Source organism: Corynebacterium sp. HMSC056F09 (assembly GCF_001815785.1).
GTDB classification, from domain to species: Bacteria; Actinomycetota; Actinomycetes; order Mycobacteriales; family Mycobacteriaceae; genus Corynebacterium; species Corynebacterium hiratae.
On sequence record NZ_KV821948.1, the window covers coordinates 99,511 to 112,022 of the forward strand.

The 12,512-nt window shown below is 61.5% G+C and carries 14 protein-coding genes; 4 read left to right on the forward strand and 10 right to left on the reverse strand.

The window, feature by feature from the left end:
• Positions 1 to 23: 23 nt before the first annotated feature.
• Complete coding sequence (glmS, locus tag HMPREF3056_RS09385; RefSeq protein ID WP_070511354.1) at positions 24 to 1,895, reverse strand: glutamine--fructose-6-phosphate transaminase (isomerizing); 1,872 nt, start codon at positions 1,893 to 1,895, stop codon at positions 24 to 26.
• Positions 1,896 to 2,016: 121 nt separating this feature from the next.
• Here glmS and HMPREF3056_RS09390 point away from each other — a divergent pair, with 121 nt between their 5' ends.
• Positions 2,017 to 2,850: a dienelactone hydrolase family protein gene (locus tag HMPREF3056_RS09390; RefSeq protein WP_070511351.1), complete on the forward strand. Its 834-nt coding sequence runs from the start codon at positions 2,017 to 2,019 to the stop codon at positions 2,848 to 2,850.
• Between the two features lie 55 nt (positions 2,851 to 2,905).
• On the opposite strand, the gene HMPREF3056_RS09395 is transcribed toward HMPREF3056_RS09390, so the two are convergent.
• The 5 genes from HMPREF3056_RS09395 to glmM all read right to left on the reverse strand — a co-directional run bounded on the left by HMPREF3056_RS09395 (position 2,906) and on the right by glmM (position 7,053).
• A complete protein-coding gene (locus HMPREF3056_RS09395; RefSeq protein WP_046648429.1) occupies positions 2,906 to 3,130 on the reverse strand; it encodes a hypothetical protein in 225 nt (74 codons plus the stop codon).
• Between the two features lie 98 nt (positions 3,131 to 3,228).
• Positions 3,229 to 3,501: a hypothetical protein gene (locus tag HMPREF3056_RS09400; protein ID WP_046648430.1), complete on the reverse strand. Its 273-nt coding sequence runs from the start codon at positions 3,499 to 3,501 to the stop codon at positions 3,229 to 3,231.
• The gene (locus HMPREF3056_RS09405; RefSeq protein WP_070702191.1) at positions 3,501 to 5,258 is read right to left on the reverse strand and encodes a zinc metalloprotease; all 1,758 of its coding nucleotides are present in this window, start codon (positions 5,256 to 5,258) and stop codon (positions 3,501 to 3,503) included. Before HMPREF3056_RS09405 ends, HMPREF3056_RS09400 begins: the two co-directional genes overlap by 1 nt.
• Complete coding sequence (locus HMPREF3056_RS09410) at positions 5,258 to 5,569, reverse strand: hypothetical protein (RefSeq protein ID WP_053089098.1); 312 nt, start codon at positions 5,567 to 5,569, stop codon at positions 5,258 to 5,260. Before HMPREF3056_RS09410 ends, HMPREF3056_RS09405 begins: the two co-directional genes overlap by 1 nt.
• Positions 5,570 to 5,709: 140 nt before the next feature.
• Positions 5,710 to 7,053 (reverse strand): phosphoglucosamine mutase, encoded by a 1,344-nt coding sequence (glmM, locus tag HMPREF3056_RS09415; protein ID WP_046648432.1) that lies wholly within the window; start codon positions 7,051 to 7,053, stop codon positions 5,710 to 5,712.
• A 154-nt stretch (positions 7,054 to 7,207) separates the two neighbouring features.
• Between glmM and HMPREF3056_RS09420 the strand changes: the two genes are divergently transcribed.
• From HMPREF3056_RS09420 to HMPREF3056_RS09430, 3 genes are read left to right on the forward strand one after another with little or no spacing between them, the layout of a single operon-like run.
• Complete coding sequence (locus HMPREF3056_RS09420) at positions 7,208 to 7,756, forward strand: hypothetical protein (RefSeq protein WP_128081853.1); 549 nt, start codon at positions 7,208 to 7,210, stop codon at positions 7,754 to 7,756.
• Positions 7,753 to 8,307, forward strand: coding sequence for a hypothetical protein (locus tag HMPREF3056_RS09425; RefSeq protein ID WP_046648434.1), 555 nt, complete (start codon positions 7,753 to 7,755; stop codon positions 8,305 to 8,307). The genes HMPREF3056_RS09420 and HMPREF3056_RS09425 overlap by 4 nt, the downstream gene beginning before the upstream one ends.
• Positions 8,304 to 8,984, forward strand: coding sequence for a hypothetical protein (locus HMPREF3056_RS09430; protein WP_046648435.1), 681 nt, complete (start codon positions 8,304 to 8,306; stop codon positions 8,982 to 8,984). The genes HMPREF3056_RS09425 and HMPREF3056_RS09430 overlap by 4 nt, the downstream gene beginning before the upstream one ends.
• On the opposite strand, the gene HMPREF3056_RS09435 is transcribed toward HMPREF3056_RS09430, so the two are convergent.
• The 4 genes from HMPREF3056_RS09435 to rplM form a co-directional block, all read right to left on the reverse strand.
• On the reverse strand, positions 8,981 to 9,649 hold the full coding sequence (locus tag HMPREF3056_RS09435; protein ID WP_141745913.1) for a hypothetical protein: 669 nt from the start codon (positions 9,647 to 9,649) through the stop codon (positions 8,981 to 8,983). The two genes, HMPREF3056_RS09430 and HMPREF3056_RS09435, sit on opposite strands and share 4 nt — an antisense overlap.
• A gap of 9 nt (positions 9,650 to 9,658) precedes the next feature.
• Positions 9,659 to 11,077 carry a hypothetical protein gene (locus HMPREF3056_RS09440; protein WP_070545921.1) on the reverse strand — a complete coding sequence of 473 codons (1,419 nt, stop codon included), beginning with the start codon at positions 11,075 to 11,077 and terminating at the stop codon, positions 9,659 to 9,661.
• Between the two features lie 108 nt (positions 11,078 to 11,185).
• Positions 11,186 to 11,722: a 30S ribosomal protein S9 gene (gene rpsI / locus HMPREF3056_RS09445; protein WP_046648438.1), complete on the reverse strand. Its 537-nt coding sequence runs from the start codon at positions 11,720 to 11,722 to the stop codon at positions 11,186 to 11,188.
• On the reverse strand, positions 11,722 to 12,165 hold the full coding sequence (gene rplM / locus HMPREF3056_RS09450; protein ID WP_010189505.1) for a 50S ribosomal protein L13: 444 nt from the start codon (positions 12,163 to 12,165) through the stop codon (positions 11,722 to 11,724). The genes rpsI and rplM overlap by 1 nt, the downstream gene beginning before the upstream one ends.
• Positions 12,166 to 12,512 lie beyond the last annotated feature (347 nt).

A 12,512-nucleotide genomic window follows, 5' to 3' on the forward strand; every position in this document is an offset into this window, starting at 1 on the left:
TTGTGCCACTTGAGGGCTCAGCGCTATTCGACGGTCACCGACTTCGCAAGGTTACGCGGCTGGTCCACGTCATAGCCCTTGGCGGTGGCTACACCGCAGGCGAAAATCTGCAGCGGCACAGTAGCCAGCAACGGCTGCATGAGCGTCGGCGCCTGCGGGATGCGGATGATGTGGTTGGCGTAGGCCTCGACCGCCTCGTCGCCCTCTTCCGCGATGACGATGGTGATAGCGCCGCGGGCGCGAATCTCCTGGATGTTGGAGACGACCTTGGCGTGCAGGGAATCGCGACCGCGCGGGGAAGGCACGATGACAAAGACCGGCTGGCCCTCCTCGATAAGCGCGATCGGGCCGTGCTTGAGCTCGCCGGCAGCGAAGCCCTCCGCGTGCAGGTAGGCGATCTCCTTGAGCTTGAGCGCGCCCTCCAGCGCGACGGGGAAACCGACGTGGCGGCCGAGGAAAAGCACCGACTTAGCGTTCTCCATGGCAGTGGCCAGATCGTAGACCTGTTTTTCGTTGTCGATGACTGCCTGGACCTTATCCGGCATCGCACGCAGATCATCCAGGACGGAGTTGACCTCATCGGAGAACATGTTGCCGCGCAGGCGCGCCAGGTAGAGGCCAAGTAGGTAGGTCGCGGTGATCTGCGCCAGGAAGGCCTTGGTGGAGGCCACGGCGATCTCCGGGCCGGCGTGGGTGTAGAGGGCGGCGTCGGACTCGCGCGGAATGGAGGAACCCTGGGTGTTGCAAATAGCAATCACCTTGGCGCCCTGCTGGCGGGCGTGGCGCACTGCCATGAGGGTATCCATGGTCTCGCCCGATTGGGAGAGGGCCACGACCAGGGTCTTCTCGTTGACAATGGGATCGCGGTAGCGGAACTCGTGGGCCAGCTCCACCTCACACGGGATGCGGCACCAGTGCTCGATGGCGTAGCGCGCGACGTGGCCGGCATAAGCGGCGGTGCCGCAGGCGATGACGATGATCTTGTCGATGGACTTGAGCACCGACTCCTCAATGCGGATCTCATCGAGGACCAGGTTGCCGGTCTCGTCGAGGCGGCCGAGCAGCGTATCGCGCACTGCTGCTGGCTGGTCGTGGATTTCCTTCTCCATGAAGGAGTTGAAGCCGCCCTTTTCGGCAGCGGCGGCATCCCACTTGATCTCGAAAGGCTTGCCCTGGGCGGGGTTGCCGTCGTAGTCGGTGATCTCGATGTCATCCGCGGTGATGGTGACGACCTGGTCGTTGTCCATCTCCACGGCGGACTTGGTGTAGTCGATGAAGCCGGAGACATCCGAGCCGAGGAAGTTCTCCCCCTCACCCAAGCCGATGACCAGCGGCGAATCGCGGCGCGCAGCCACGATGCGATCGGCCTGCTCGGCATGAATAGCCAAGAGGGTGAACGCGCCTTCCAGGCGCTTGCCGGTCAGCTGCATAGCCTTGGTGAGGTCGCCGCCGGCCTCATTGTGGAACACATCTGCCAGAAGGGTGGCGGCTACCTCGGTGTCGGTCTCGGACACGAAGTTATGGCCCTTGGCCTCCAGCTCGCTCTTAAGCTCGGCGAAGTTCTCGATGATGCCGTTGTGCACGACGGCGAGCTTGCCGCCGTCCACGACGTGCGGGTGGGCGTTCAGATCGGTTGGACCACCGTGGGTTGCCCAGCGGGTGTGCCCAATGCCCAAGACGGAATCCTTCAGCGGGCGCGCAGCGATTTCAGCTTCCAGCGCAGCGACCTTTCCAGCCTTTTTGCGCCAGGAGATCTCCCCATCGGCGTACATTGCGACGCCTGCTGAGTCATAGCCGCGATACTCCAATCGGCGCAGGCCCTCCAGCACAACGTCGAGGGCAAAGTACTCACGACCATCGGTGTTATGGCCAATGTATCCAACGATTCCACACATGGAACGGAATTTTACAGCATGATTTATCGTGCCGAACCGCAAGGATCGTGCTTAAAACCTTCCCCCACCTATCTGGTACATGTCCACCTCTTTGTCTACGCTTTCCTCTATTCTGTAAAGCGTGTCTGCGAATTTGAAGAAGCATCTCGGTACGTTGTCCAAGCGCGGCCCGCACCGCGTCCTCGTTGGGGACCTGTCTTATGCAGGGCTAGAAGGCAAGGTCTACACCCCTGCTGAAGGCAAGGGCCTGCCCGCCGTGGCGTTTGCTCACGACTGGACGAAGAACGTCAAGGACTACCACGCCACTCTGCGCCACCTAGCCAGCTGGGGCATCGTGGTGGTTGCTCCCGATACGGAGACTGGTGTGTTTGCCAAGCACCGTAACCTGGCTGCCGACCTCGAATCGGCTTTGCAGATTGCCGCCGGCGTTAGGCTGGGCGCTGGCAAGATTTCGGTGTCCGCTTCCAAGCTGGGCGTTTTCGGCCACGGCATGGGAGGCGGCGTAGCCACCTTGGCTGCCGTGGATAACCCGAAGGTCCGCGCCGTCGCAGCCCTCTACCCTGCTGATACCTCACCATCCGCCGTTCAAGCTGCCCGCTCCGTCAAGGCACGCGGCCTCGTTATCGGCGCGGGCCAGGATGACATCTTCCGCGCCGGCAACCCCGCAAAGCTGGCCAACGCGTGGGGCGGACCGGTGGCCTACCGGGAGATTGCCAAGGGCACGCAGTCCGGTTTCAGCGAGGATAAGTTCTTCAAGTTGGCGCTCGGTTCCGGCTTCTTCCAGGGCTCCGCAGTCGAGACCGCCCGCGGCCTTGTGACCGGCTTCTTCCTTTCCACCCTGGCTGGCGAATCCAAGTATGACGGCTTTGCGGATGCCGACGCCTCCGCGAAGGGCGTTGAGAGCTTCACCGGCGAGGACCTGGCTCAACGCGCCGGCTTTGAGTACAGCAAATAAAGCTCCAACGAAATAGCGCTTCACAGCGCGGCTTTTCCTAACTACAGCAGGACGATCAGTTGTCGTCCTGCTGTAGTTGTTTTAGCTTAGGGACTTCAAGAAAATACCAGGCAATAAGTGCAATGCCCGGCAGAAGCAACTGAGCGGCCGTCCACAGCTTTATGTGGGACATTTCTCTGTCGAATTTAATCTCAATGCCAAGCACAACAAAAGCCACCAAGAGGTACAGCATGGGAAGAACGCCCCACAGGACGTCATGAAGCCAAGGCACTGTTGTCATGCGGCATTCTCCTCACCCTGGTTGATACGTGCAGTAGGCAGTCACCTCACGGTATCACCTGTGGCTGCGAGGAACCAGACTTGTTTCTCGCTGCTGCTTCAGCTGCGCCTGAGCACCGACTGCACCTGACCGCGCGGACGGCCCCGGCCCTGCCCCTGCGCTTGACTATGCGGCACGCCCCTGGACTCTGGGTTTCGCCCCGGCGTATGTGTGTGCGGCGCATGTGTGTGCGCTTGGGCTTGGGCCGCGCGCTGAGCGGACTTCTCGAGCTCGTCCTGTGCCTTGGCCATCGCTTTCTCAAACTCCAACAGCCGTGCGGCTGTGCGCTCACGGAATCCGCGTGCGAACTCATCGAAATCATTGTGCGGCATTACCACTGCCCTGCCTTTCGCGCCTGTACGGATGGGGAATCTGAGCTTTCTTCCGGTGCCGTTTCCGGCTTCATTTCTGGTGCGGCTCCCGCGCCGGGAGCCGGCCCAGGAGCTGGCTCAGGGGGCGGTTCAGGGGCTGGCACCGGTGCAGGTTCCGGCACTGGTGCCGGTGCCGGCGCTTCCGCTGCCTGCATATGCGCCAGCTTCTCCGGTGGAGCTTCTGGCTCCGGAACGTTATTTAGCTCTGGCGGTGGTGGCGTGACTCCGTTGTCCGGGGCTGGTTCTGGTGCCGGCGGTGGACCTGGCTCCGGTTCCGGCTGCGGCTCTGGTTCTGGTTCGGGCTCAGGCGCAGGTTCCAGCTCAGGCTCCGGTAGGTTCTCAATGAAATCCACGGCGGCTTCAGCCAGCAGCCCAAGCCCCAGAATGGCAACTCCTACGCCTAGGATGCCCAGACTTCCGCAGCAGGATTCCTCCAGCTTACACTCACAGGATTCCGCGTTAGGACTCTCGCCGCTTTCTTCCTCACAGTCTTCAGCTTCTACAGGCTCGTCAGGCTCCTCGACCTCTTCGACTACCTGCACCGCCTCCTCCGGGCATTCAGTCACCTCCGCCTGCACGGGTGCGGTCGGCACGTCAACCTCGCTGGGCACCTCAATCCCGGCGTCGGCCGGCGTGGTGGTTCCCACGTCGCGCGGCTGCTCAGTGCAGGTACAAGACTGCTGCGACTCCTTCTCCGCGTGGCACCCGCACGGCTTGTGCTCTTCTTCTGTTGCGGTGGAATCGGGTGTGGGCTGCGCTTGCGCTGCGGGCTCAGTCGGCACGGTATGCGGCGTGTTCGGTTTCGCTGGCCGAGGCTTATCCTCAGCCGGCGGGCATTCTTCTTCCGAAACCCCTGCGGGCTGGGTTGGCGCAGGTTTTTCTGGCGGTGCCACCGGTTTGTCTGGTTCCGGCTCGACTGGTTGCTGCGGTGGAGCGGGCTGCGCTGTCGGCGCCGGTGGCGTTGGCTGGGCTTGCGCCGGTGCCGTTGGTTCTGCGGGGCTCACAGGTTTCGTCGGTTCACAGGGCTCAGGATCCGGTTGTGGGCACTCCTTCGGCTTCTCCTCGCAACCGCATTCAGGCTCAGGCGGGGTTTCCGGCAGCTCCCGCTCGCATACCTCGGTGCAGCGCTTTTCAAACTCGCCGTAGCAATTTTCAATGGCAGTGTCGCGGTCCCGACAGGTTTGCGAAATGGTGTCATTCGTCTGGTCGATTAGGTCACCGCCAATGCGCGAAATAACTGGGACGATGGCCTTGCCCAACGGGTGCCGCTGCAGCAACATGGTCAAGATATTCAGCAGCGGAATTACTGCAGAAATCAACTCCGCTACGGCAGATTCGGAAACACTGACCACGTCTTCGATGGCCTCGGAGCACTGCTGCGCGGACTCCACCAGATCATCGGCTTCGTCCCTTTCCTTCTCAAAGTCATCCTGCACGCCGCGCAGGTGATCCATGATCGCTCCCCCAGCCAGCGACAGCACCGTGCCAAGGAGGAAATCCCGCAGACCATTGCCGCCGCGCAGTGGACGTCGCGCGCCCATCGCCGACGCGGTATGCGTCACGAGCTCTCCTGGGTTGATCCCGTCGACGGAACCCACCATGTCCCCCAACAAATCAATCGGTGTGCTGGGACCGGAGTAGCCGCCAAGGCTCGCAGCCTGAAACTGGGAGACTACCTGTGAATAATCGCCCAAGAGCGACTTGATCATCGTGGACATCAGTTCGCCCCCGTTTCCTGGCTGCCGAATTGGCCAGCGAGGCCACGGTCGACGTCGCCAAACGCCCGCACCTGCTCACGCGCGGCGCCCGCGGTGGCCGATATGTTCTCCAAGCGCCACGCACCACGCTCGTGTAGCCGACTCAACAACGCCTGAATCTGCGCCCCATGCCCGCTAAAATCCCGCCCCGCAGAAGACGGGGCAAAGCTCGGTCTGTCCCCGCGGTGTGCGTCACTTTGGGCGCGGGCTTGGTCCATGACGTCGTCGAGAAGCCGCGTGGCTTCCTCCTCATCAAAAAATACGTCGGGCATGTGCGCCCTCCTTCTTGTCCACAACAAACAGTGATTCCTGCTCTTATTGGACTGAGAAAGCCACCCGCCGGTTCCCCCACCGCGCAGAAAAAGAAGAAACCCCAGGCCAAAGGCCCAGGGTTGCGATTATGCGGGTAGAACTAGACAGCGGCAACGACGGCAGCAAGCTTGCCCGCTACCTTGCGTGCCTGCTCCTTTTCAGCTGCTTCCACCATGACGCGGAAGAGCTCCTCTGTGCCTGAGGGGCGCAGCAGGACGCGGCCCGTATCACCAAGCTCTGCCTCGGCGGCGGCAATAGCTTCCTTGACTTCGGGGGCATTGAGGATGACCGCCTTATCGGACACCGGCACGTTGATGAGCACCTGCGGCAATACCGTCATCACGGAGGCCAGCTCCTTAAGGGTCTTGCCGGACTTAGCCATGCGCGCCATGATGGACAGTCCCGTCAGTGTGCCATCGCCAGTGGTGCAATCATCCGGCAGCACGACGTGACCGGACTGCTCGCCGCCCAGGGAGAAATCACCGCGGTTGAGCTCCTCCAGCACGTAGCGATCCCCCACGGCGGTTTCCTTGACCTCAATGCCCTGCTCCTGCATCGCCAGCTTCAGCCCCAGGTTCGACATCACGGTGGCCACCAGGGTGTTGAAGCGGAGGTCGTTCTCTTCCTTCATGCCCACCGCGAGGATCGCCATGATCTGGTCACCGTCAACGACGTTGCCCTCAGCATCGACGGCTAGGCAACGGTCAGCGTCACCGTCGTGGGCCAGGCCCAGATCAGCGCCGTGCTCGACGACGGCCTCCTGAGTCTTCTCAATGTGGGTCGAACCGCAGTCCTCGTTGATGTTGAAGGCATTGGGCTTGTTGTGGATAGCAATGACCTCAGCGCCCGCTGCCTCATAGGCCTGCGGAGCAACCTTGGAGGCAGCACCGTTTGCGGTGTCGACGACAACCTTGATACCGCTCAGATCCGTGGTGACGACCTCTGCTAGGTGCTTGAGGTAGCGCTCCCGGCCGTCGGGGGCCTCCGAAATAATGCGACCAATCTTGGTCCCCGTGGGCCCACCGTCGGTGAGGTTGTCCATGGCAGCCTGGATGCGGTCTTCCACCTCATCCGGCAGCTTCTTGCCGCCCGCGGAAAAGAACTTGATGCCATTGTCCGGCATCGGGTTGTGGGAGGCGGAAATCATCACGCCGAGGTCCGCCCCAAAATCATCGGTGAGGAATGCGATGGCCGGGGTCGGCAGCACGCCGATGCGCACGACGTCGACGCCGCGTGAGGCCAAGCCCGAGGCAATCGCCGCATCCAACATCTCGCCCGACACACGCGGGTCGCGCCCAATAATCGCCAGCGGGCGGCGCTCGTAGGACTCCCGGTCCGAGGTCAGCACCTCCGCCGCTGCCTGCCCTAGGCGCAAAGCCAGAATGGGAGTGAGCTTCTTGTTCGCGAGGCCGCGAACTCCATCGGTTCCAAAAAGTCGAGTCATAGTTGTTTATTATGCCCGCTCCCCCTTGCCTGGCGCAGGTCGGCTCGTTCTTGTTGTGTAGACTTCTTCCCACCTTCTGCCCTGTGAGCAGGGCCGGTGGGGAGTTTCCCCAGTTAACGCGCGCGCTGGGCCGTCCTCTGCTTGAATAATCACCATGTCCTATGCGAAAGGCTTGACTCGCGTGAGGGAGTCGAAGGGAGTGAAACTCTTCAAAGCCCTCACCGATGGTGTGCTCACCAAGTTCAACATGGCGGTACTCGTTGTCGCAGCGCTATTTCTGGTGCTCGGAAATACCGAGCCCGCGGAAACGGAAGAACCTGCAGTCATCGCTCCGGGCGAAACGGTGGAGTTGCAGCAGGCCCAGGTGGTCGTCGATAAGCCCCGCGTCGAGGCCGGCCAAGTCCACGTCACCGCCACGTTCCTCAACACCCAAGACACCGCCTTCACGGACTACCAACAGATGTTTAGCCTTACCCGCAATGGTGAGCCTATCCCCTTTGAGCAGTTCTCCATCGCGCCTTCACTGGAGAACGGGGCGGTGACCAGGCCCAACCCCGGGGTTCCCTTCGCCGTCGACATCACCGTCGACGATGCCCCCGGAACAGCGCTTGTTCTCAACGATCTGACGGTGCGCAAATCCAGCCTGGACATGTCCTACCGCTGGTTTGACCCCACCCCCGTAGCAGAGATGGAGTTGGCATGACCCACCGCAAATCTTCCTCCCTGCCCCTGCTCAACCGCAAGAAGGTCCCCATGATCGCCGTGGCCGCAGCGATCACCTCCCTGGGCATCTTCATTAGTGACCAGATGCCCGATCCGCGCGAGGTGGAATTCTCCCACTTTGAGTACACCGACGAAATACCCGGGCACACCCGCATTAGCCAGGTAGACGTCCACACTCGCCCGCTGGCGTCTGGAGACTACGCGGAATTCACCGGTACTCTGCCCGAGGGCGAGGAGCTCAGTGAGCTGTATGAAGTAGCCGTCGATTTCACGCTGGAGCGCACTCACTCCTACCCCCTGAGCCTGAAATTAGAAGACTCCGAGGGCCGTGTTTTCCGCACGACCACACCGCAATGCGACGCCGAGGTCGTCTCCCTCCCCATGACATGTACCAGTCTCTTTGTACTCCCAGAGGATTCGCTGGGCCCCGCCACGCTGGCGCTAGAGGTGGAGAATCTCCTCGGCGACTTCCACCAACAACCGGTCCCCATGGGCAAGGAACTTCACACAGCCGTGGAGGTTAAAGCATGACGTCCCAAGACACAGCATCGAAGAAGGCCTCGAAGGCGTGGTGGTGGGCAGCAACTCTTCCGGCGCTCGCGATCATGGTGGCGGCCTCCTCCTCCGTCATGGTGCACGGATACCGACCGCTGTCGGTCCATTCGACCGTCGAGGCCACCAAGCAAGAGCCCGCCGAGTTCAGCTTTGATTATCAGCTAGACCAGGACACCGCCCAGCGCTCGGCGACGGTCACCCTGGCCGCCATCGACAAGGCAGACCCCTCCGAATTCGGCTCCCTTTATGCCGACAAGAACCTCATGGATCCCCCTGCGCTCCCCGGGGACACCGCACTCTACAAGGCCACCGTGGACTGGCATGCGGATCCGGAAAGCCCACTTGAAGGATGCGAGGTCGGGCTCCGTGACGGCCAAGGGATCGAGCAACCTGTCCGCCTCGTGTTGTCCCCGCAGGACGTGCCGACCGATATGCCCGCCGCCTTCCCCAACCTCTGTGAACCCGAAGGGGCTGCGGGGCCGATGGCCATCAATCCTTTCGAACTAGATGCCAATATCCTCCCCGAGCCCAGCGCGCGGCCGGCTGAATGGGAGATGACGTACTACTTCGTCACCAACGCCGATTTCGAGCCTTCCGAATTATTCGTCACCTGGGGCGCCCCTTATGAGGTGCGCCTGCGCACAGGCGCTTAGAAGCCTTCTGCGCGGACAACCGCCTCAACGTCCTCCGCGCCCGGATCGGTCTTGTTCCACGGCCACGACACCATTACCTTCTCTTCTGGGTAGTAGACGAAAATGTCGCCACCGCCGAATCCATCCTTGCCCCATTCGTTGACGAGGACTTCCGGGGCGGAACCATTCGCCTCGCGAACAGTACGGGTCGACGTCTGGAAGGCATCATCGTGATAATCGGGCAAGGCTCTGTACATCTCTTCGGCCTCCTCCCCAATGACAATGTCCCGCGGACTATGGAATGTCATGAGCCCCTCAGCGTCCTGCTCCTTGGTAAGCCACGGCTTGCAGGAATAGCCGTGGGCTCCTTCTAGCAGAGCATTCTCGGATTGCAGCGGTGCTTCGGTACACAGGGCGATCTTCTCAATGAAGGCCTCCGGCAAGACGTCCGCGGTCTCAGGGCGCAGGTTCACGATGTGGTCCTCCCGCAGGTCCGGACGCGCCAGCTCCTCGCTGGACCCGCGCCTGTTGATCTGCTCAACCGTAATCCCGCCAGCAATCAACACCACCGCGACAACCAGGGTGAGAATGTTCAGCTTGCGCGCGCTGATGTGGGTATCAGGATCGGTCGTGGCTTCTGCGCGATCCACGTCACCGGCTTGAGTGTGCTCAGTAGTCTGTGTCACCGATTCCACCTACTTCTCTCCCGCCTGGCTCGCTGGGACGGCAGATTCAGCGTCCGGCTCTTCGCCTTGGTTTTCGTCGGTGCTCTCATCTGCGTCCTCCGCCTCGGCGTACTCAGCGTTGAGGAAGCGGTCCAGCGCGGCTACCACCAGCGGGAGCGCAACGAGGAAGTACACGGCTCGGGCAAGGACCAGCACATAAGGCTCAAGCCCAATGGTGATGGTCCCCAGCGCCAGCGGTTTGATGATGGCACGCAGGGCATAGATTACGCCCAGCTCAGCGCCCGAAGCCAAGACGAAGACGAGGCAGAAGGTCAGCATGGGGACCGCACCGGCGACTGCCAGCGTCTTGAAATTGCGCCACGCATTACGGAAGGGGCCGACGAGTGGCTGCGCGGCGTTGTCCAGCATGTCTCGCGTCGTTCGGAAGGCTGCTTCCGAATAGCGACGCCCATAATCGGCCCACATCTTCTGCTCGGCATGCGGGGAGAGCTTTCCTCGTTCGGCGGGACCTTCGATGGGGGCATCGGCTACCGTCTGCAGGGGCGGTACCGCGTCCTCCTCGCCTGACGTGTCCGGCTCAGAACTGTCCTTCTCTCTGGTCAGGCTCGTGTTGTAGACCACCGCGCCGAGGGTCAGCCATGCGAAGGGCACGACGATAAAGTTGCCGATTTGCGCCGCGTTATTCCACAGCCACCCAATCACCGCACCAATGACCCAGGTGTGGGCGACGATCCAATCCTTCGCCGTGACAATAGAGTCCCACACGGGGCCAATGCCTTGCCGGCTAAGAATCCACACACGGACCTTCTCAAAATTGCTGGTGATACTTAGCGACGCCGTGGCCATCCACAGCACCTCCAGGTACGCCGCCGCAGTGGCCACGCCAAAGGCGCGCTCCCCCAACTGCAGCGCACCAATGAGTTTGCGCAGCACCACGATAGAAATGAGAAACCCTGCAAATAGCCATCCGGAGTTTATGAACGAGCGCCCGAAATCATAATCGAGAAAGCTAGTGGCCACCTCGATGGTCACGGAGTCGTAGACAAAGGTCCGCGCGTCATCCCGCAACAGGCCGTGGGAGGAATACACGGTAAGGAACGGGATGAGGAGGCCACCGACGGTCAGCAGCGTGGTCTTATCCAGTTTGCTAAAGCGGGTCTCGCCGCCAAAGAACTCCATGGACGGCTGCATGATCCAAAAGCACACGATGACGCCGGTCATCACAGAAAGCGGCGCAAAGGGGAAGATGAGCGTGGCGGCCAACGGCGAATACTCAGAAATAACCACCGCCAACCACAGCACCGCCGCGCGCACGGCCAGCGACAGGCAAATCACCGTGATCAGCTGCGGCAGGTACCGCCACAGCAGCTTTGCTGCGTCCAAGGGGACTGATAGTGCGTCCCGCGCGCTCTCAAGAATGACTTTCACGCCGCTTAGTATAAGGAGAATCACACCAGTGCGCTGCCCGAACGGGGAAAGCCGCCACCTCCCCCGAAAGGGAAGCAGCGGCTTTCGAAAATGCAGTATGCGCGAAGATTAACGCTTGGAGTACTGCGGGGCACGACGTGCCTTGTGCAGACCAGCCTTCTTGCGCTCCACGGCACGAGCATCACGGGTGAGCAGGCCAGCCTTCTTCAGGGCCTGGCGGTCAGCCGGGTTGTAGATGTTCAGTGCGCGGGCGATAGCCAGACGCAGGGCGCCGGCCTGGCCGGTCGGGCCACCACCGGTGACGGTGACCTTGAGGTCAAACTGGCCCTCGCGCTCGAGGATGGTCAGCGGCTGCAGGATGTCCTGCTGGTGCAGCTTGTTCGGGAAGTACTCGTCAAAGGCACGGCCGTTGACAGAGATGTTGCCGGAACCAGCGACGAGGCGGACACGAGCGATGGCGCGCTTACGGCGGCCAACGGTCTGAATCGGGCCCTCGTGGATAGCCGGGGCAGCGGTCTCAACCTCAGCCTCGGTGTCGGTTGCCAGGGAATCACCGATGGTGTTGGTGAACTCCTCGGTAGCGGCGGTTGCTGCAGCGATGTCGGCAGCGTCGGCTACATTGTTGTCGATGTTCTGCTCGGTCATTACTGTGCCACCTGCTTAAACTCAAAGGTTTCCGGCTTCTGGCCGGCGTACGGGTGCTCCTCGCCCACGAAAACGTGCAGCTTCTTGATGGAGGCGTTGGAAAGCTTGTTGTGCGGCATCATGCCCTTCACAGCTTCCTCGATAACGCGAACCGGGTTGGCGTCCAGGGACTGACCAAGGGTCATGGACTTCAGGCCGCCCGGGTAGCCGGAGTGGCGGTAGCGCATCTCGCGCTCGCGCTTGTTGGAAGAAATGTGGATCTTGTCCGCATTCAGGATGATGATGTGGTCGCCGCAATCAACGTTCGGTGCGTACTGGGGCTTGTGCTTACCGCGCAGCATGTCAGCCACGGTGGAAGCAAGCTTGCCCAGAACCACGTCGGTAGCGTCGATGACGTACCACTTGCGGGTGATGTCACCGCTCTTCGGGTGGAAAGTAGACAAAATGACTCCTTGAAAGTCTGTCTCGGAACTGCCGGCCAACGCTATGTAAGCCCCTACGCGGTACATACAGCGGCCGGTGGAGACCTGCAGCACGCGCGCACCCACGTAGACGCGGGTGCGGACACATAGGTGTTTCACTTTAGTATGAGGCTGTTTGAAAACCCAAAACGCCGATATCGCCCCTCACCAACGCCTCCATCCCCAGATACTTCGGGGTGGGGGTAGAGACAGAAACGTTGATGAGAAGCGATACCGGCGCCTTTCACTAGGTGGGCAGAAAGTGCTGACTGTGAGGTGGTGCGTCCAGCCCTTCCATTGACTGCACCCCCTCTCCTAGCCCTTCACGC